Source organism: Enterobacter sp. SST3, from assembly GCF_000286655.1.
Taxonomy (GTDB): Bacteria; Pseudomonadota; Gammaproteobacteria; order Enterobacterales; family Enterobacteriaceae; genus Enterobacter; species Enterobacter roggenkampii.
The window spans coordinates 1-20014 of sequence record NZ_ALNS01000020.1; the positions used below are offsets into that span (position 1 = coordinate 1).

Annotated in this window: 18 protein-coding genes; 6 read left to right on the top strand and 12 right to left on the bottom strand. The window is 58.9% G+C overall.

Translation table 11 applies throughout. The features are described from left to right. Positions 1 to 33: 33 nt before the first annotated feature. The 3 genes from B498_RS09575 to B498_RS09565 are packed head-to-tail and all read right to left on the bottom strand — an operon-like array spanning position 34 to position 2744. Entirely contained in the window at positions 34 to 1029 is a 996-nt protein-coding gene (locus B498_RS09575) for a DUF2891 domain-containing protein (protein WP_008501653.1), read from the bottom strand. Between the two features lie 9 nt (positions 1030 to 1038). Then, positions 1039 to 2025, bottom strand: a complete 987-nt coding sequence (locus B498_RS09570) for a DUF979 domain-containing protein (RefSeq protein WP_008501654.1) — start codon at positions 2023 to 2025, stop codon at positions 1039 to 1041. After that, entirely contained in the window at positions 2022 to 2744 is a 723-nt protein-coding gene (locus tag B498_RS09565) for a DUF969 domain-containing protein (protein ID WP_008501655.1), read from the bottom strand. The genes B498_RS09570 and B498_RS09565 overlap by 4 nt, the downstream gene beginning before the upstream one ends. Positions 2745 to 2944: 200 nt before the next feature. Here B498_RS09565 and B498_RS09560 point away from each other — a divergent pair, with 200 nt between their 5' ends. After that, positions 2945 to 3490: a winged helix DNA-binding protein gene (locus B498_RS09560; protein WP_008501656.1), complete on the top strand. Its 546-nt coding sequence runs from the start codon at positions 2945 to 2947 to the stop codon at positions 3488 to 3490. Here B498_RS09560 and glgX read toward each other — a convergent pair whose 3' ends face one another. From glgX to treZ, 3 genes are read right to left on the bottom strand one after another with little or no spacing between them, the layout of a single operon-like run. Continuing rightward, the gene (gene glgX, locus B498_RS09555) at positions 3491 to 5566 is read right to left on the bottom strand and encodes a glycogen debranching protein GlgX (RefSeq protein ID WP_008501657.1); all 2076 of its coding nucleotides are present in this window, start codon (positions 5564 to 5566) and stop codon (positions 3491 to 3493) included. 15 nt (positions 5567 to 5581) lie between these two features. Beyond that, positions 5582 to 8050, bottom strand: a complete 2469-nt coding sequence (gene treY / locus B498_RS09550; RefSeq protein WP_008501658.1) for a malto-oligosyltrehalose synthase — start codon at positions 8048 to 8050, stop codon at positions 5582 to 5584. Continuing rightward, a complete protein-coding gene (treZ, locus tag B498_RS09545; RefSeq protein WP_008501659.1) occupies positions 8047 to 9834 on the bottom strand; it encodes a malto-oligosyltrehalose trehalohydrolase in 1788 nt (595 codons plus the stop codon). Before treZ ends, treY begins: the two co-directional genes overlap by 4 nt. 132 nt (positions 9835 to 9966) lie before the next feature. Between treZ and B498_RS09540 the strand changes: the two genes are divergently transcribed. The 4 genes from B498_RS09540 to B498_RS09525 all read left to right on the top strand — a co-directional run bounded on the left by B498_RS09540 (position 9967) and on the right by B498_RS09525 (position 13385). Further along, positions 9967 to 10494, top strand: coding sequence for a GNAT family N-acetyltransferase (locus B498_RS09540; RefSeq protein WP_008501660.1), 528 nt, complete (start codon positions 9967 to 9969; stop codon positions 10492 to 10494). 99 nt (positions 10495 to 10593) lie between these two features. Beyond that, on the top strand, positions 10594 to 11343 hold the full coding sequence (locus B498_RS09535; protein ID WP_371316214.1) for a 5'-nucleotidase, lipoprotein e(P4) family: 750 nt from the start codon (positions 10594 to 10596) through the stop codon (positions 11341 to 11343). Positions 11344 to 11485: 142 nt separating this feature from the next. After that, a complete protein-coding gene (locus B498_RS09530) occupies positions 11486 to 12472 on the top strand; it encodes an MBL fold metallo-hydrolase (protein WP_008501663.1) in 987 nt (328 codons plus the stop codon). A gap of 1 nt (position 12473) precedes the next feature. Then, the gene (locus tag B498_RS09525) at positions 12474 to 13385 is read left to right on the top strand and encodes a LysR family transcriptional regulator (RefSeq protein ID WP_032622937.1); all 912 of its coding nucleotides are present in this window, start codon (positions 12474 to 12476) and stop codon (positions 13383 to 13385) included. Here B498_RS09525 and B498_RS09520 read toward each other — a convergent pair. Continuing rightward, the gene (locus tag B498_RS09520) at positions 13376 to 14260 is read right to left on the bottom strand and encodes a LysR substrate-binding domain-containing protein (RefSeq protein ID WP_008501665.1); all 885 of its coding nucleotides are present in this window, start codon (positions 14258 to 14260) and stop codon (positions 13376 to 13378) included. The genes B498_RS09525 and B498_RS09520 overlap by 10 nt on opposite strands. A 113-nt stretch (positions 14261 to 14373) precedes the next feature. Here B498_RS09520 and B498_RS09515 point away from each other — a divergent pair, with 113 nt between their 5' ends. Continuing rightward, positions 14374 to 15864 carry a UbiD family decarboxylase gene (locus B498_RS09515; RefSeq protein WP_008501666.1) on the top strand — a complete coding sequence of 497 codons (1491 nt, stop codon included), beginning with the start codon at positions 14374 to 14376 and terminating at the stop codon, positions 15862 to 15864. Between the two features lie 25 nt (positions 15865 to 15889). On the opposite strand, the gene B498_RS09510 is transcribed toward B498_RS09515, so the two are convergent. Genes B498_RS09510 through opgC form a run of 5 tightly spaced genes read right to left on the bottom strand, consistent with a single transcriptional unit; the run spans position 15890 to position 19996 of the window. Next, complete coding sequence (locus B498_RS09510) at positions 15890 to 16315, bottom strand: ATP-binding protein (protein WP_008501667.1); 426 nt, start codon at positions 16313 to 16315, stop codon at positions 15890 to 15892. Next, positions 16316 to 16654 (bottom strand): STAS domain-containing protein, encoded by a 339-nt coding sequence (locus B498_RS09505; RefSeq protein ID WP_008501668.1) that lies wholly within the window; start codon positions 16652 to 16654, stop codon positions 16316 to 16318. Further along, positions 16644 to 17858 carry a PP2C family protein-serine/threonine phosphatase gene (locus tag B498_RS09500; protein WP_008501669.1) on the bottom strand — a complete coding sequence of 405 codons (1215 nt, stop codon included), beginning with the start codon at positions 17856 to 17858 and terminating at the stop codon, positions 16644 to 16646. The genes B498_RS09505 and B498_RS09500 overlap by 11 nt, the downstream gene beginning before the upstream one ends. Before the next feature lie 9 nt (positions 17859 to 17867). Further along, entirely contained in the window at positions 17868 to 18767 is a 900-nt protein-coding gene (locus B498_RS09495; protein WP_008501670.1) for a hypothetical protein, read from the bottom strand. Between the two features lie 11 nt (positions 18768 to 18778). Then, a complete protein-coding gene (gene opgC, locus B498_RS09490; RefSeq protein WP_008501671.1) occupies positions 18779 to 19996 on the bottom strand; it encodes an OpgC domain-containing protein in 1218 nt (405 codons plus the stop codon). Between the last annotated feature and the right edge of the window lie 18 nt (positions 19997 to 20014).

Genomic DNA, 20014 nt, shown 5'->3' on the forward strand with positions numbered 1-20014 from the left:
AGCGCCACCCGGCAAGAAAGACGGCGCGTTTGTTTACTCCAGCGCCAGCAGCGCAAAGCTCGCCAGCCAGTGCCCGCCGCTGTAGTGGCTGCCAACCACATGCCCGACGCTGGCGGCCAGATGTTTCGTCACCGCCTCGCGCAATGCCGGTTGCGCCGGGTGGCTGGCAGGAAGCGCTTTCGCAATGTGCTTCATACACCATGCGCGGCTGAGGTTTAACCCGTCCAGATGGGCAATTTTCGGGTCGGTACGATCGCTCACTTCCGCCGGGTTCATCAGTGCCGTAACGGCGCCCACCTCAGGCAGAAACGCGTCAAACCAGGCCGGGAAGTCTTCCGACACCTTGCTCATCAGCAGCGCTTCCGTCAGCGCGCCGGAAATATACTCGTCTCCGCCGGGCTCATAATGAGCCGGATAGCGCGTGTCGGCGAGATAAAACCGCTCAGCCGCCGCCAGAATTGCCTGCTCAAGCGCCTTGTCGCCCACTGCGCGACCATAATCCAGCGCCAGCGCGAGGGCAAACGCGGTGTTGTAGTGCGTCCCGACGCGGATCGGATAGGTGAGCTTGCCGAGGTAATCCACCAGCCGGTTGCGAATATCCTGGGTGAGCGGCGCCAGCGTCTGGTACCAGCCTGCGGCCTGCGGCAGCGACGACTGTTTCAGCTCCTGGGCCAGCGCCAGCAGCCAGCCGTAGCCATACGGCCGCTCAAACGAGGCGCGGAACGGCGCGGTAAAATAGGCCAGCTCCTTCGCCACGTTCTCTTCGGTCAGGTGCTCGTCAAAAAGCGCGACGATCGCGTCCCGGCACGGTAATTCTGGATAGAGGCGCACGCAGCGCAGCAGCAGCCAGTAGCCGTGCACCGCCGAGTGCCAGTCAAAACAGCCGTAGAAAATGGGATGCAGCTCGCGCGGCGGCAGTACGTCACCATCATCATTCAGCAGGTGCATGATGTGGTTCGGGTATTCCTGACGCAAATAGGTCAAAGGCATGCGGGCAAACGCGTCGGCCTGATGTTGCGTTAATTCCATGACAGCTCCTTAGCGAAACACGAGGAAATACATGAGGAACACGTTGACCACCAGCAGGGTTAACGCGGTCGGGATCTGGATCTTGATCACCTGATATTTGTCTTTCAGCTCCAGCAGCGCGGCGGGAACGATATTGAAGTTCGCGGCCATCGGCGTCATCAGCGTGCCGCAATAGCCTGCGTACATGCCAATCGCCAGCAGCGGCGCCGGGTTGCCGTGATGCACGTTGATCAGAAACGGCAAGGCGATACCGGCACTTAACACCGGGAAGGCCGCAAACGCATTCCCCATAATCATGGTAAACAGCGCCATGCCCACACAGTAAATCACCACCAGCATGAAGCGGCTTTCCGGGTTCACAAACAGGCTCACCACCTTCTGGACCGAATCACCCGTGTTGGCCACTACGAACACGCCGCCAAGCATGGCCAGCATCTGCGGCAGGATCACCGCCCAGCCGATGGTATCGACAAGACGACGGGACTGACGAACGGCATGGAGCGGCGTGCCTTTGGTCAGCCACCAGCCGGTGAGGATCGCCGCGACGCAGGCCACGCACAGCGCCGCCAGGGTGAGCTGCTTCTGATCGAGCAGAAACACGCCGCCGACCGAAACGCCCTTCAGGAATAACGTGCCCAGCACCGTCACCACCGGGATCATCAGCGCCGGCAGGAACAGCCAGTTTTTAAGCCGATTTGACGACGCGACGCGCTCCTCCTCGGTGGACATTTTATAGTGCCCTTTCCCGACGAGACCAAAACCCGCCAGCAGCGCGATAACGATAACGCCGCCGCCAATGATCCGGTACGCCAGTGATTTCCCCAGTTCCTGCACCATCAGATCGCCAAACAGGAAGATCCCGCCAAACAAGAACCAGAACAGCGCGGTGGTAAAGCGCTTCGGGTTGGCGCGATCGCGCAGGGTCATGACAACCAGCAGCATTACGACAAAGCCAATCAGGTAGTACACGCGGTTAATGGTGATAAGCGTCATCATTGCGCGGCCTCCTGCGTACCCTGCTCTGCACGCCAGGCCATCACGTCGCGACGGATACTCGCATCGAGGCGCAGGAGGCGCGTCATATGAATAATTAATGCCGCAATGGCGGTGGGAATGGCCCACAGGCCGATATGCAGCGGTTCAATGCCCTGAATACCGTTCTCTTTCAGGAACGCGTCGATCAGCAGCACCGCTCCGAAGGCAATAAAGATATCTTCCCCAAAGAAGACCGCGATGTTGTCGCATGCGGCGGCGTGGGCTTTGATTTTGTCGCGAATATGCTGCGGCAGTTCGCCGTATTCGTTCAGCGCCGCCCCTTCGGCCATCGGTGCCAGCAGCGGGCGCACCGTCTGGGCATGGCCGCCCAGCGACATCAGTCCCAGCGCGGCGGTGCCTTCCCGCGCAACAAAGTAAAGCATCAGAATACGCGCCGAGGTGGCGCTGGCGATCTTCGCCACCCAGGCCTGGGCGCGCTCCTTAAGCCCGTAATATTCCAGCAGACCAATCACGGGCAGGATCAGGATGAAGGTGGCCAGCGATCGGCTATTGACGAACTTCTCGCCAAAGGTCTCCAGCAGCATCCCGAAATCCATGCCGACCAGCAGACCCGTCGCCAGCCCCGCCACCACGACCACCAGCAGCGGGTTGAAGCGCAGTGCAAAACCAATAACCACGATCGGTATCCCGATCAGCGGCAGCAGCGTAGTACCGTCCATAACGTTTACCCTATCGAAAGTGAGCGTTGCGCGCCGACGGCTATTTTTTTAATTTGCGGCGAGCGATGTTGTGTTTTGTTGGCAGGCTTCGCAAAACCTGCGCTAAAAAGCTATATCTGAACCTCAAAAACATGTAAACAAATTATCAATAAAATGTTCTTATTTTATCGATGAGTTTACATTTCTGGCTAAGGAACGTTATGACCTCAGAAAAGAGTGCTTCACCCGATCGCGACGATATCAACGAGGGCCGGATCGTCTCTTCCCGCCATCTGGTATCCGAGCGCTGCGCGGAGTTATCAGAGCTGGAATATGCGCTGATCATGACCAGCAACGCGTTTAACAAATGGATGGTGCGCTGCATGACGGCTGCCGGCGAGCCCGATATGGGCGCCTTTGACGTTTCGCTGCTGCATCACGTCAACCACCGAGACCGCAAAAAAAAGCTGGCCGATATCTGCTTCGTCCTCAACGTGGAAGACACCCACGTGGTGACCTATGCGCTGAAAAAGCTGGTCAAAGCGGGCTACGTGACGAGCGAGAAAGCGGGTAAAGAGCTCTTTTTCTCTACAACGGAGGAAGGGAAAGCGCTGTGCATGAAATACCGGGACGTGCGGGAGGCGTGTCTGATTGCGATCCACGCGGAGAGCGGCATTGCCGGGAAGTCGATTGGCGAGACCGCGCAGCTGTTACGCACGATCTCCTCCCTGTATGACACCGCCGCTCGGGCGGCGGCGTCACTGTAACTAAGGACGGCGGAACAGCGTAATGCTCCGTCCGGCCAGCGCGTACTCTACGGTTTCGGTGATCGCTGTCCCGGTGGCGGCATCATCCGCCGTAGACAGCTCCAGCACCCATCCCCCTTCGCCAAATTGCGGGATCTGGAACGGCACGGTGCCTTCAAACGGATTGAACAGCATCAGCACGTCGTGCCAGATACCGTCCTCCTGCCGCAGATCCGGCCTGCTGATGGAGACCCCAAGCGTCGAGCCTTCATCCCACTGCTCGGCCTGCTGCGGACCGCCTCCGGCATTGAACCAGCGGATCTCGAGCCCGTCGCGCCAGCTTTCACGGCGCAGCAGCGGCTGTTGCGCGCGAAGGGCAATGAGACGACGGGTAAACTCGCGCAGCGCGGCGTCGTTTTCGGAGAGCCCCTTCCAGTCGATCCACGAGATCTCACTGTCCTGGCAGTAGCCGTTGTTGTTCCCCTTCTGCGTGCGGCCAAACTCGTCCCCCGCCAGCAGCATCGGCGTGCCGTGGGAGAACAGCAGCGTGGTGAGGAAGTTACGCTTCTGCCGTTCGCGGGTAGCAATAATATCCGGGTTCTCGGTTGGCCCTTCCTCGCCGTAGTTGTACGAGCGGTTATCGTTATGCCCGTCGTTATTGTCCTCGCCGTTGTCGGCGTTGTGCTTCTCGTTGTACGACACCAGGTCATTCAGCGTAAAGCCGTCGTGGGCGGTGATAAAGTTGACGCTGGCCCACGGGCGACGCCCACGCAGATCGTACAGATCGCCGGAGCCGAGAAGCCGCGCGGCAAAGTCCGTGGAGACGTTGTCCCCCTTCCAGTACTCGCGAACGGTGTCGCGGTATTTGTCGTTCCACTCCCCCCAGCCCGGCGGGAATCCGCCCACCTGATAGCCGCCGGGGCCAATATCCCAGGGTTCACCAATCAGCTTCAGTCGGGATAAGACCGGATCCTGGGTCATGGCGTCGAAGAAACCGCCGCGCGGATCAAATCCTTCGGGCTCGCGGCCCAGGATCGTCCCGAGGTCGAAACGAAAACCGTCTATGTGCATTGATTCCGCCCAGTAGCGCAGGGAATCCATCACCATCTGCAACACGCGCGGGTGCGAGGTGTTGACCGTGTTTCCCGTCCCGGTGTCGTTGATGTAGTACCGGTGCTGGTCGGGCAGCGTGCGGTAATAGCTGTAGTTATCAATCCCCTTAAACGAGAGCGTGGGGCCAAGCTCGTTGCCTTCCGCCGTGTGGTTGTACACCACGTCCAGAATGACCTCGATGCCCGCGTCATGATAGGCACGCACCATATCGCGAAAGCCCTGGATCCCCGCCGGGCCGTAGTAGCGCGACGCCGGAGCAAAAAAGCCCAGCGTGTTATAGCCCCAGAAGTTCTTCAGGCCGCGGTCGAGCAGGTGCTGGTCGTCCGGGAACCAGTGAACCGGCAGCAGCTCCACCGAGGTAATGCCCAGGCTTTTGATGTAGTCGACCGAGGCTTTGTGCCCCATCCCCTCAAACGTGCCCCGCAGCTCGGGCGGGATGGCCGGGTTCATCTGGGTAAACCCCTTCACGTGGCTCTCATAGACAACGGTATGCGGCCAAGGGACGTTCGGCCGGTTGTTGTCCTGCCAGTCAAAGGCGTTCGGGTCGATAACCCTGCATTTTGGCGTAAACGGCGCGCTGTCGCGGGTATCAAAGCTCAAATCCAGCTCGTCATGCCCCAGCTCATAGCCGAAATGGGCGTCGTTCCAGTCGATGTCACCCACCAGTTCGCGAGCGTAAGGGTCGATGAGCAGCTTATGTGGGTTAAAGCGATGACCATTTTCCGGGTCGTAGGGGCCGTAGACGCGATAGCCGTACAGCGCGCCCGGCTTCAGGTCAGGCACATAGCCGTGCCAGATCTCATGGGTATACTCCGGCAGCTCCAGCCGGGCGATTTCCGTTTTCCCGGACGGGTCAAACAGACAGAGCTCCACTCGTTCAGCGTGCGCGGAGAACAGCGCGAAGTTAACGCCCTTCCCGTCATAATTCGCCCCCAACTGCTGGCCATGACCGGCCCGAATTTCAAACGTTGTATCCTTTGCCATTTTCGTTCTCCACGATTATTCGCAGGTAAGCAGAACCAGTACACATCCCTTTTCTGACGTTAAATCCAGCGTCTTTTGCAGAATGCGGCTCTCACCGCTGAACAGATCCCGATAGCGCTTCCCGGCCAGTTCGTCGGGTATCGCCACCGTGGTATTGACCCACAGCTGATGATTATCCGTGACGCCAAAAACCAGACGCGGCACGGCGACAATCAGCGCCTCCTCGTCCTTAACGCGCGCATAAACAATCAGGTTCTCCTCCCGCTCGCCGGTGACCTTAAGCGGCAGCCAGTCGCCGTAGCGGAAAAGCGCGTCGTAGTGCGGTCGAAGCCGCAGCAGCGTGGCGGTAACAAACTGTTTGACCCGTCCGTCCCGCCAGCAGGCCGGGTTGTCAAACACCCCGGCATCCGCCGCGCTGAGGTGTTGCACCAGGGCCGGAAAGTCCGGCTCGCGTCGGTTATCCGGGTCGACAAGGCTGAAGTTAAGCGCCTCGCTGCCCTGATAAATATCCGGCACGCCGGGCGCCGTCAGCTTGATCGCCGTCTGGCTGAGGCTGTTCATCAGCCCGGCGCGAATAAAGGGCTGCATCGCCTCGCTGAAATCGTGCAGGAACAGGCTGTTGTCCGGCGAAAGCAGGTGCCGCGCGTAGCTCAACACCACGCTCTCGTAACTCTCGTTGCTGTCGATCCAGTCGGTGCGCTGCTTCGCCTCGCGCAGCGCTTTTTCGAGGAAGCCGAGGAATCGCGTTTCGAGTGCTTTAAGCCCTTCAGCATCATCCGGTGACAGCGTGGCGGGCCAGACGCCCGCGAGCGCCTGGTAGATCATCCACGTATCGGCGGCGTTCGGCGCGGTACCGTCATTGAGAAAACGCACCTGGGTCTGGTTCATCTGCCGCCAGCGGGCCAGATTTTCCCCCCAGCGTTCCGGGGCTTCCGTCAGGGTGTAAAGGCGCGCCCGGGCATCTTCCCCGCGCTTGGTATCGTGCGTGGAGGTGCCCAGCAGCGCGTCGGGCTGACGGGCCAGACGAATGCGCATCTCCTGGTGGAAGCGGGATAAGGAAAACGCGCGCGGGGTCGGGTCGGCCCCCACTTCATTGAGCGCAAGCTCAAGGTTGTGGCGAAAGAACAGCGTGTCTTCAACGGACTTCGCCATCAGCGGCCCGGTGAGCTGCTGGAAGCGGGTCCTGAACAGCGCGGCGCTCTCGCGGCAATCTTCCGGCAGGTCGCCGGTAAGAATGCGCACGATCAGGCTGAGCGCGGCTTCAGACGTCTCCACGCTGGCAACCACGCGGTTGAGCAGCGCCACGTCCGGCGGGGTTAACCCCTCGCGAGTGCCGTAGGTGCGGTAGACCGGAAACGCAATAAGCAGCTCGCGCAGCGCGTGGCGGATTTCCTCGCGCGGCAGCGCAACCTCATTGCGGCGGGCCAGATCCTCAGCAAGGTTTAGCAGCGTGGTGAATTCACCCTCGAAATTGCGATCGGTCATCAGGCCTTTGGCATCGCGCAGCTCCGCGTGGCGATCGACCGTCACGCCCAGCGTCTCGTCGTGGATTGTCTCCAGGCGCGAGAGGTTATCGTCGTCGACCAGCACTTCCGCCAGCGAGGCGATAAACTCGTAGCCGGTGGTACCGGATACCGGCCAGTCAGCGGGGAGCTGTTCCCCTTTGGCGAGAATCTTTTCGACCGTGATGTAGCAGTCGGGCCCGGCGGCCTGCCGCAGGCGCTGCAGATAGCCCAGCGGATCCGCCAGGCCGTCGACATGGTCAATGCGCAGGCCGTCCACCACGCCCGCGTGGACCAGCTCAAGGATCAGCCGGTGCGTATCGTCGAAGACCGCATCATCCTCAACCCGGACGCCGACCAGCCCGGTGATCTCAAAGAAGCGCCGCCACGATAGCTGCTTCGGCGCCTCTCGCCAGGACATCAGCCGCCAGCTTTGCGCCTCGTGCAGCTCGGCAATGCTCTTCTCCTCGCTGTAAGTGCCCGGGTTGAGCGGATACTCGGCGTCGTAGTAAACCAGCGCGGCCTTTTCCGTGACAGGGTCACGTTTTAGCGTGATGGCTCCCTTCTCCAGCTCCGCCTCAAAGATGTCGCCGAGAAACGGCAGCGTCAGCGGTCGCGACCCGTCGATATCAAAATAGCGGAAGTAGCGGCTCTGCTGGCCGTATTCAATCACGTCCCGCCACCAGAGGTTTTCCAGCGAGGTGGACATATGGTTCGGGACAATATCCAGAATCAGCCCCATACCGGCCTGCTTAAGCGCCGCGGCCATGCGGTCAAAGCCTTCTCGTCCGCCAATCGCGGGGTCGATTTCATTCGGGTTAGTCACGTCATAGCCGTGGGTAGACCCCGTCGTGGCAGTAAACACGGGCGACGCGTAAAGGTGGCTGATGCCGAGGTCCTTCATATACGGCACCAGCGCCACAACGCGGTCGAAGGTCATGCCGTTACGGAACTGAATACGGTACGTGGCGGAAGGGATCATAACGATGCTTCTCCATCAGCAAAGCGAACGACAATACCGTTCGGGGGTAAAACGTCGTTGAGCTCCGGCCAGGCGAAGCGCGTCTCCCCCGCGAGCGCGGGCAGGTCGACGGGCTTCGTTCCAATATTCAGCGCCAGAGAAAGCGTGCCTGACGGGAAGCGCCAGCTCACCGCCACCATGCCGGGCGCGGTCTTGAGCACATGGCCCTCAACGGCGCCGCCCGGATGCAGAAGCGGAACGATATAGCGATGGCGCAGCGTCAACAGATGGCGCGTATAGCGCAGCCACGTTTTGCCCTCGTCGGTGGCGATTTTGTTCCAGTCGAGCTTTGAGCGGATAAACGTGTTCACGTCGTTCGGGTCCGGGACGGTTTCATCGTGCCCGGCATGGCCGCTAAACTCTTTCGCGCGCCCTTCCCGCACCGCCTTTGCCAGTTCGCCGTGAAAATCGGTGAAGAACAGGAACGGATGCGTTTCACCAAACTCCTCGCCCATAAACAGCAGCGGGATATGGGGGGAAAGCAGCAGCGCGGCGAGCAGCACCCTCGTTTTATCAGCCCCCGCGAGGGAGATAAGCCGCTCGCCATGGGCGCGATTGCCGGTCTGATCGTGGTTTTGGATGAAATCGACGAAGAACTGCGGCGGCTGCGTGCGGCACTCCACGCCGCGGGATTCGCCGGTTTGCAGCGAAATCTCGCCCTGGTAGACAAAGCCTTCAGCCAGCGCCCGGGCGAACTTTTTCTCCGGCTCAAAGGCAAAGTCCTGGTAGTAGGCGTGCGTCTCACCGGTGGCAAACACGTGGGCAGCGTTGTGAAAATCATCATTCCACTCACCGGTAAACAGCGGCGTGTGGCCCTGTTCATCGCGCGGATGCAGAAAAATCACGTTGCGGCTGTCTTCCGTGGTCAGGTGAACGTGCCGGTGTGGGATCGCCTCGCGAATTTTTGCGGCAATCTCCTCCAGAATGTGCGTCCCGGAGCTGTCTTTAATCTGGTCGATGGCATCAAAGCGCAGGCCGTCCAGACGGTACTCCGTCAGCCAGTAGAGCGGTGCGTCGGTGATGTACTGCCTGACCGGCTCGCGCTCGTAGGCGATGCCGTTGCCCCACGGCGTCATTCGATCCTCATCAAAAAACGCGGGCGACAGCAGAGGGAGATAGTTCCCCTCCGGGCCGAAGTGGTTGAGCACGATATCCAGCACCACGGAAAGCCCCAGCCCGTGCGCGGCGTCGATAAACGCGTGGAAATCCTCCGGCGTGCCGTACGCAGAGTGCGGGGCATACAGCAGCACGCCGTCGTACCCCCAGCCGCGGGAACCGCCAAACTGGGAGACGGGCATGACTTCAAGCTGGGTAATCCCCAGCTCCGCCAGATACGGCAGCTTGTCGATCGCCGCCCGGAAGGTGCCCTCCGGGGTAAACGTGCCGATGTGCAGTTCGTAAATGATCGTCTCTTCCCACGGCCGCCCTGCCCAGTCGCGGTTGACCGGCTGGTAACGTCGGGGATCGATCGCTACGGAGGGGCCGTTAACGTCGCCCTTTTGCGCCCGCGAGGCGGGATCGGGCACCGCCGTGCCGTCCTGAAGAACAAACTGATATTCTGCACCGTGCCTGACGCCGGGGACGTCCGCCTGAAACCAGCCGTCGCCGGTTGCCGTCATCGGCACCTCGGTGGCGGCAAGACGTAGCGTAAGTTCTTTCTGTCCTTCTGCCCAGACGCGAAAACGTACAACGTCATCGGAAATAAACTCAGCACCCCACTGCTTTTGAAATGTCCTGAATTCCATTCATTGTCCTCGAATGACCCACATTTTACGCGGAACGAAGTACAAGCTTAGTTCAGGATTAAAAGTGCGTGAGCTCAGCGGATTTAACCGCTTCGTCTATTCTTTATGAAATAACTCACTAACGGGAATACTATGCAGATTCGAAAAGGACTCAATACCGACTTCGCACGCCTTGAATGCTGTGACTTTTCTTTCACCATTAGCCACATTGCCCGGGAGCCGTTTATCCACTGTGATTTGCATATTGAAGCCGTGGCAGAGCCGTGGATAAAAACCTACGAACTCGACATTCAAACGCTTGAAAATCACTGCGTTAATCCGGACGCCATATTTCTTGTCGCGGAAACGGACGACGGTGAAATAGCCGGATTTATTACCGCGTCAGTCGGCTGGAACAAATTTATTTCAGTGGATTATATTGCCGTTGAGCGCACCAAACGCAGAACCGGCGCTGCGCATAAATTAATGGCCGCCGCGCACGTGTGGGCCCGCAGCGTAAACGCGCCGGGATTACGGCTTGAAACACAAAATGTGAACGTCTCTGCCTGCCTGTTTTACCGTCACTACGGATTTACCCTGGGCGGATACGATCGTTATCTCTACAACGCCCTACCGGAAAAAGACGAGGTCGCTCTGTTCTGGTATTACATGCTGGTCTAGCGGAAACACATTGCCACATCACGGTCATATTTCTGTCACTGAATTTCATTACGCTTTCGGGATTTTAACCACGGTGTTGAGGAAAGAAGTGTGAATTCAATGGCTAAGGCATTACTGCTGGCATTACCGGTTTTGAGTGCAGCGGCAGCGGCGACGGCCGCGGAGCACGACCTGTGTGAACCGAAAGCGTACGAAATGGCGCTGCGCTATCAGCAGAAATCGGCAGAGATTATGGCCCTTCAGCTGCAAACCTATCGGTTTGCCACCGAGCGTTTCAACGAAAAGTTAAAGGATCTGAAAACGCCCGAAAATTACGCCGTGGTAATGGACCTGGATGAAACGGTACTGGATAACACCCCTCTGCTGGTGCGCGACATGGAGCAGTGTCACGACTATACGAAATGGGACACCTGGAGCGACTGGGAGAAACAGGGAAAACCCGACTTAATTCCGGGGGCGAAAGCGTTTCTTGACCACGTGAATCAAAGCAAGGTCCGCATCTACTATGTCTCGGATCGTATGCAGGAAAACAAAGCCGACACGCTGAAGACGTTAAACGCTCTCGGCCTGCCGCAGGTATCTGACGAAAGCGTGCTGCTGGATACGGTCAGCAAGGAAGAGCGCCGTCAGAGCATCCTCAAAAAGCAGCAGATCGTGATGCTGTTCGGCGACAGCCTGCCGGATTTCGCCGTGCAGTTTAAAAACAAAAAGCCGAGCGAGCAGCAGCGTGATCTGGTTGAGGCCAGCGCGGAACACTTCGGCAACGACTGGATTGTGCTGCCTAATGCCGCTTATGGCTCATGGTCCAAAGCCACGCCGGACAGCTGGAACGCACCGCTGAAAAAATAATGTCTTACGGGCCGGGAAAGCTATCGCGCGCCTTCCCGGCCCTTCGGTTTCCTATCCATCCCGTTTATAGGTCCTATCATTTCTGGGCAGGTTCTTATAATTTTACGGAGCAGTAAGATGAGCACTTTCAAAGGAGACTCGTATGCTTACCGTGAAAAAACTTGCTCTTTCCACGCTGATTTCCAGCTCACTGCTTTTCTACCCTGCGCTCCAGGCCTCTGCAGAAACGCCGCAACACGTCGTTAAACAACCGGCGGGCGGTTACAGCGTGCAGGTCGGCGACGTGCTTGTCACCTCGTTTACCGACGGGACCGTCGCGCAGGATCTGCACAAGCTGCTGCGCCGGACAACGCCGCAAAACATTGATGCGCTGCTCGCGAAAAACTTTCAGACCAACCCGGCTGAGGTCTCCATCAACGCGTTTCTGATTGCGATACCCGGACATAAAATCCTGGTGGATACGGGCTCGGGCCAGCTCTTTGGTCCTGATACCGGCGGACGTCTGGTTGAGAGCCTCGCCACGCAGGGAATAAAACCCGAGGACATCACTGAAGTCCTGCTGACCCACGCCCACTCCGATCATGCGGGTGGCCTGGTGAAAGACGGCAAGGTGGTGTTCAGCAACGCGCGCGTTTTCGTTGGCAAACCGGACATCGACTTTTTCTTTAACGACGACAATCAAAAGAAAACCGGCTACGGCAAGAACTACTTCGACGTCGCGCAGAAGACCTTAAAACCCTACCTTGACGCGGGGAAAGTGGTGCCGTTTAGCGGCACATCGGAGATTCTTCCGGGGCTTACCGGCACGGTTCATCCCGGACACACGCCGGGTTCAGCCTTCTACACCCTGACAAGCAAAGGCGAGAAGATCACCTTTGTCGGCGACATCATTCACGCCGCGGCGGTCCAGTTTCCGCAGCCTGCGGTGACCATCACCTACGATGAAGATGAGAACAAAGCGGCAAGCGTACGCGAGCATGCGTTCGCTGACTTTGTGAAAAATAAAGACCTCATTGCCGCGCCCCATCTGCCTTTCCCGGGCATCGGCTATGTGACGAAAGGCGAGAAAGGCGGCTATGCCTGGGTCCCTGTGACCTATACCAACCGGGACGCCAGCAGCGCGAAATAAGATGACGCGGATATCTGACATGGACATAGGCCTGCTCCTGACGCTGGACGCCCTGCTTCAGGACAGGAACATCACCCATGCGGCCGCGCGGCTGGGCATCAGCCAGCCCGCGCTCTCCGCACGTCTCGCGCGTCTGCGCACGCTGTTTGGCGAACCGCTATTTATTCCCTCCCCGCATGGACGCGGGGTGTTACCCACGCCGCGCGCGGAAGCGCTCAGGCCGCAGGTGACAGGCGTGCTGCGCGGCATCAGCGCGATGTTTGCGCCCACCGCGTTTGACGCGCAAACCAGCAGCCGGACCTTTGTTATCGCGCTGCATGAAAACCCGGCGCTGATGCTCGGCACCGCGCTGCTTAACCAGGTGGGTACCGATGCTCCCGGTATTCGCCTGCGCTTCGCCCTGCCCGAGATGGCCGAACTGCCGCAGCAGCTGGAGAACGGCGATGTGGATCTCTACATCGGCGTGAGCACGGGCGCCCATGACGGGTGGGTAAGGCGCAAACTCCTCGACGACGCGTTTGCCACCGCCCAGCGAAAAGGCCATCCGCGCGGAACGGGTGCGTTAGATCTGGAGATCTACTGCGCGCTTTCCCATCTGGTGGTGTCGTCGGCGGGCGATCCGTTTACCGGATTTGTCGACCAAACCCTCGCCGGGCTGGGCTATCAGCGACACGTTGCCATGTCCACCCAGAGCTACGCTATGGCGCCCGCGCTGGTTGCCGGTACCGACCTGGTGTGCACCCTGCCGGAACGGATGCTGAAGCAGTTTGCCAGCACGCTGGATCTTTTTGCACCACCGCTGCCGCTCCAGCCCATTACCATCAACATGTACTGGCACCCGAAAAACAGCCAGGATCCGGCGAACGCCTGGCTGCGCGAGCAGCTCCTGCGGGCAGCAGGACGTCAGGTGTGATCGAGCGTGACCAGAAACTTTTTTAGCACCTCTGAGCGAATAATCCGGTGGCAAACCAGGGTGAGTTCGCTCTCCCGCAGCCGGTCAAGGATGTCCACGTAGACGACGTTCTCGACGCTCACCGCCTTTGCCGACGCGGGCAGCAGCGCCAGACCAAACCCTGCCGAAACCAGGCTGATGACCGTGGGCACGTCGGTCGCGTTTTGCACCACGTCCGGCTGAAAGCCCGCCCCGCTGCAGGCGTCATAGAAGTACTGCTCCAGCCCCATTCCCTCCGGGTCGCGCAGGGAGATCCATTTTTCGTCTTTCACCGACGAAAGCGTCAGCGCGGCGGACCCGGCCAGCGGATGCTGACGATACAGCGCCAGCACCGTTTTCTCCGAGGCGAACGGGCGGCTTTGCAGATCGTCCGGCAGCGACGGCAGCGGCGCGCGGATGATGGCCACATCCAGCTGGTTGCTCTGCACGGCGGCGTAGAGCGTCTGCACGTTTCCCGTCATCAGCGACATGGTAATGGCGGGCCAGCGGCTGTGCATCTGGCGCAGCGCGGCGGGCAACCTGCCGTCAAACATCGCGCTCGACACGCACCCGAGGTTTAACACACCCTGCTCGCCCCGTGCCGTTTGTCTGGCGTCCAGCACCGCCTGTTCGGTCAGCGAGATGGCAAGCCGGGCTTTCACGAGAAATGCTTCGCCCGCGGGCGTCAGGGTCAAGCGGCGGTTCGCCCGGCTGAAAAGCGTGACGCCTAAACGTTCTTCCAGGGCCTTTATCTGCTGGCTCAGCGCCGGCTGCGCCATGTTCAGACGCTCGGCGGCCCGGTGCATATGGAGCTCTTCGGCTACGACGATGAAGTGGCGCATCTGGCGAAACTGCACGAGACGACCTCCTGAATTGATATGAATTTACTTATCAATTTAACAGTAATGATGCAATTGATGCTATTGGTCATTGCCATAAAAATGGAGGTATTCAACCGAGGGAGGAAAATATGGAAAACCAGATTAACGATCTCCGCAGCGCCATCGCCTTACTGCAGCGCCACGAAGGGCAGTACATTGAAACCGATCGTCCGGTCGACCCCAACGCGGAGCTGGCGGGCGTCTATCGCCATATCGGCGCAGGCGGCACGGTCAAACGTCCGACCCGCACGGGCCCGGCGATGATGTTCAACAGCGTGAAGGGCTATCCGCACTCCCGCATCCTGGTGGGCATGCACGCCAGCCGCGAGCGCGCGGCGCTGCTGTTGGGCTGTGAGCCTTCGGAACTGGCAAAGCACGTCGGCCAGGCGGTGAAAAAGCCGGTTGCGCCGGTTGTCGTCCCGGCCTCGCAGGCCCCCTGCCAGGAGCAGGTCTTTTATGCTGACGATCCTGACTTCGACCTTCGCAAGCTGCTTCCGGCCCCAACCAACACGCCGATTGATGCGGGTCCGTTCTTCTGTCTGGGGCTGGTGCTGGCAAGCGATCCGGAAGACAGCTCGCTGACGGATGTCACCATCCACCGCCTCTGCGTTCAGGAGCGCGACGAGCTTTCCATGTTCCTTGCCGCCGGGCGCCATATCGAAGTCTTCCGCAAAAAGGCGGAGGATGCCGGAAAGCCGCTGCCGGTGACGATCAACATGGGTCTCGACCCCGCCATCTACATCGGCGCGTGCTTTGAGGCCCCTACCACGCCGTTTGGCTACAACGAGCTGGGCGTCGCCGGGGCGCTGCGCCAGCAGCCGGTTGAGCTGGTACAGGGCGTGGCGGTCAAAGAGAAAGCCATCGCGCGGGCGGAGATCATCATCGAAGGTGAACTGCTGCCGGGCGTGCGCGTGAGAGAGGATCAGCACACCAATACCGGCCACGCGATGCCGGAGTTCCCGGGTTACTGCGGCGAGGCGAACCCCTCCCTGCCGGTGATCAAAGTGAAAGCCGTGACCATGCGAAACCACGCGATCCTGCAAACGCTGGTGGGACCGGGGGAAGAACATACCACGCTGGCCGGACTGCCGACCGAGGCCAGCATCCGCAATGCCGTAGAGGAGGCTATTCCGGGCTTCCTGCAAAACGTCTATGCCCATACCGCGGGCGGCGGCAAGTTCCTCGGGATATTGCAGGTGAAAAAACGCCAGCCGTCAGACGAAGGACGTCAGGGCCAGGCGGCGCTTATCGCCTTAGCCACCTATTCGGAGCTGAAGAACATTATTCTGGTCGACGAAGACGTGGATATTTTCGACAGCGACGACATCCTGTGGGCGATGACCACCCGCATGCAGGGCGATGTCAGCATCACCAATATTCCTGGGATCCGCGGCCACCAGCTGGATCCGTCCCAGTCGCCGGATTACAGCACCTCGATTCGCGGCAACGGCATTTCCTGCAAGACGATCTTCGACTGCACGGTGCCGTGGGCGCTGAAGGATCGCTTCGAGCGCGCGCCGTTTATGGAGGTTGACCCACGCCCGTGGGCGCCAGAGCTGTTTGCTGACAACACGAAATAGAAACAGCACGCGTATGGCCCGCAGGTCATACGCTGATTTTCTTTTCAAGCGTGGCAATATTTTCACCCGCCGCTCGCTCCACCGAGAAACGATCGACGCTCAGCAAAATGAGCATCAGCCCCCTGCCGCTCTCCAGGAGCGGCGAGATTTCACAAAAACGGTCTCGCCTGGCGGCCTCAAGCCGCGCCAGCGGGAACGCGTCGCCCGCGTCGGTAAAAACAATGCAGACGTCGCTGTCGCGGATATCGAAGCGTACGCTGAATGTGCGCGAGGCATCCTCATGCAGCGCGTGCCGGATGATATTCGTCGCCACCTCACAGACGGCGAGATCGAGCGCGAAACGCCACTCATCATCTACGGGAAGCGCGCTCAGCCGCGATTCCAGCCAGCCGGCCAGCGGCGTCAGGGAACCGAGCACCGCCGGAAATTCTGCCTGCACCGGCGTCTGCATCTAGTGCCCCAGCTGCGCAAGCGCGCTGCTTTTATCCGGATAGATACGGAATATGCGATCCATGCGGGTCAGGGTGAACATATTCATTATCCCGGGGTTCAGGGAGCACAGCGCCATGTCGCCTTTCCCGTTCATCAGCTTAAACAACGACACCAGCATTCCCAGCCCGCTGCTGTCGATAAAATCCACTTTGCTGAAGTCGACAATCAAAGCCTTGCGATCGTCGCCAATTTCTTCCGTCACGGACGCTTTAAACGTCGCGGCAACGGAGGCATCCAGCCGCCGGACTGCGGGCGTGAGGATGTTGGCATGCGGTAGTCGTTCAGTGTTAATAATCATTCTGTTCTCCCTGACGCTCGATCACGAGCAGTGAAACGTCATCGGTTAAGGCGGTCGGTTCATCACGATTTGCGTTGCGCCAGCCGGTCAGGTGGTCACCGAACCGCGCCAGGAGCTGGTCAACCGGAAGTCGCGCATGGTCATGAAGCCAGCGTTCGAGACGCTGCGGGCCAAACTGCTCGCCGCTGACGTTCTCACACTCCGTAATACCGTCACTGAATAAGCATAAGCGATCCCCCGGATTGAGGGTAAACGCGACGTCCTCCCAGCTGAGGTCAGGCATCAGCCCCACCGGCGGGCCGCCATTGCCCACGGACGTGACGGCGCTGTCTGCGTTCACAATGACGGGAGTAGGATGCCCGGCCTGACACAACACCCCTCGTCCGCTCTCGGGGTCGATCACCCCGTAGATAATGGTGAAATAGCTGGTAATGTCGCTCTCTTCACTGCAAAAGCGGCTGTTCAGGATCCTGATCACCTCCGCAGGCGACTGAATGCCGCCCTGATCGGTAAACAAAAAACGGTCTACCACCCGGCCATGTAAGAACTGACGCGCCACCGCGAGGGACATCATCGCGGCCCCCACGCCGTGACCGGACACATCCACGCAATAGAACCCAATGTGAGAATCGAGTGGAAAAATATTGAACACATCGCCTGAGACCCACGCAGACGGCATGAAAAGCCAGTCGGAAAAGTAGTTCCCAAAGCGTAAGCGGTGCGAAGGCAGCACGGAGTGCTGAACGCGCGCCGCGAGTTCAAGATCCTGTTCAATCTGATGCAACGCTTCACTCAGGCGTTTGTTGTGCGCCGCGAGGGTCGCTTCCAGCGTTAAAATACGGACCCCGGCGTGCAGACGCGCCCGCAGTTCATCCTGCTCGACCGGCTTGCTTAAAAAATCATCGGCTCCGGCATCAAAGCCCTGCGTTAAATCCCCGGCATTTTCGCGTGCCGTGAGCAGAATGACATAGACATAGTGGCCAAACTGACGGTTGCGGATGGTCTGACAGAGCGTGAGTCCGTCCATTTCCGGCATTTCCCAGTCGCTTATCACCATGCTGATCGGCTGGCTGGACAGTGTTTCCAGCGCGGCGACGCCATTTTCCGCCTCGCTCACGATATACCCCCACTGAGTGAGCATTCGGGAGAGTAACCGACGATAAATCAGCGAATCTTCAACGATTAACACGTGCAGCGCCGACATACATCCCTCCTAAAGCGGTAAGAACCAGATGAGGCTCACGGTCCCTTCCCTGAATTTTGCATTCCCGTTGCCGTGCCCCGGATAGCGCGTTCCCGCATAGTTCGCGTACTGGATGGAGAACGAACCCGGCGTATAGCCGGCATAACCGAAGCTGTAGCTGTAATCGCCGTTCCAGGGCTGCTGCTGGCTGCTGTCCGGGAACCAGAATGCCGTCGCGCGAACGAAGAAATGTTGTTTGAAGGTGTAGCCGCAGCCGCCGAGCATGACGTTTTTATTTTTGCGGATGTCATCGCTGCTGAGGTCGTAGTAGCGCGGCACCCAGCTGTACCCGACCTGGCAAATGATGGAATCCCCTTTATTAATCAGGAGCGTGTTTTCGACCGGTTTCGGTAGCGAAAACTTATAGGCCAGGGTGAAGGCGCCCTGTTCGAAATAGGTGTGTCGTCGGCTGCCCGATGTCCAGAAATGGTTATCGCCGTAGTTGCTGTAAACCAGACTGACGGTGTTGGCGTGCCAGTCATCGTAGCCGAAGCTGTAGCGAAAATCGGCTGTGTAGCGGCTGGTGTCTCTGACCGGCAGTCGGGACGTAATGTTGGCAAACCAGAAGCTGTAGGGGGAATACTGAAGGCTGAGATTCAGCGTCTGGTTAATCTTTTTCTTTTCCGTGGCGGTGTCTGAACTGTTAGGAATGCTCATCCACTGCTCTTTCAGTCCCGAGCTAAAGCTCAGCGCACCTGAGAATTTCTTGTCGTTACCCGAGAACAGGCGCCCCCAGCGGCTGGTAAAGACGCCAGCCTGAACAGGTTCACCGTTCTTATCGCGCAGGGATTCATTTTCACTGCTTTTCGCCGCCTCTGCGGCGGGGATCGCGGCGAGCAGCACGCCCGCCAGAAGCCATTTTTCGCGCATAACCGCCATCCTTAGTTAGGTATCCAGCGTGCGCCGACGTCGTATTTTGCCATCAGCCACAAAATACCCAGTGCCGCCGCATGCACTAACGTGTTCTCTATCCAGGCCTGACGCCATAAGTCGAAGGTGATGAACTGGCTCACCAGCAGCACCACGTACACATGCAAAATAAAGGTATAAAGCGAGTGCTGGCCGAGCGGGATCAGGAACCATCCCAGCAGGCGATTGAGCGGCGTCCAGCAATACGTCAGCACCAGGTAGACGGTGACCATCAGGGCGATATCGTTTAACACCCTCACCGGGCCCAGCCCGTTCTTCGCCGCCCAGGTGTGATAAAACGAATTGAAGCTGTCAGGCGGGATGACGTGCATCAGCAGCGCGGGCGGCATAAACGGGTTGGTATGGTTCTGGGCGACAAATCCCAGCATCAGCGACACCATGACCAGCGCCACTACCACCCCTTTCCCCGGAGGCGTCCGGGCGAAAGAGAGCAGTTCGGCTTTATACCAGCCGCTGGCCATGCCCAGCACAAAGATGAACTGCCAGGCGAGCAGCGGGAAGGCAAATTCGAATTCCGACGGCGTCAGCCGAAGCGGCCAGCGCTGCCACAGGCTGTACACCAGCAGCGACAGCCCCAGCAGCCACCAGACTTTTCCTTTCTGCAGCATCCCCAAAAATAGCGGGCTGAGTAGCAGTAAAAAGATATACAGCCCCAGAATTTGCGTCTGATGAGGGCCAATCTGCAAATAGAGGATAATGTTGAACCAGGTCTCTTTTATTTGCGGCGTAACCGGATAAAGCGACCAGCTTTCACCCGAAAAACGGTCGGTAAAATGGGTGACCTCGAAAACATTAATATGTGGGATATAGGCCAGAAGAATAAACGACACTATGATAATGATATTTACACGATATATTTTCCATGCCCTGAGATAAAGCCCCCAGGAAACCGTGAGCAAAACCACTTTTTGCAGACGCGCGCGGTTCAGCATGCCAAGCATAAACCCCGAGAGAATAACAAAACCTTCTGCGCCGGTTGTTAACCCAAAACGCTCCCAGGAGAATATATTAAATACCGACATCACCTCCGTATGCGCCACGACCATCATGACGAGGGCAATGCCGCGCATAAAGTCGATTCTCAGGTCTCTGGCACCTGCAACGGCATACCGCCATGCTGTTGATTTAGCGTCATCTTCTTGCGCTACCGACGGCGCAACATGGCTCATAGGGTGTCCTTTGCCTGA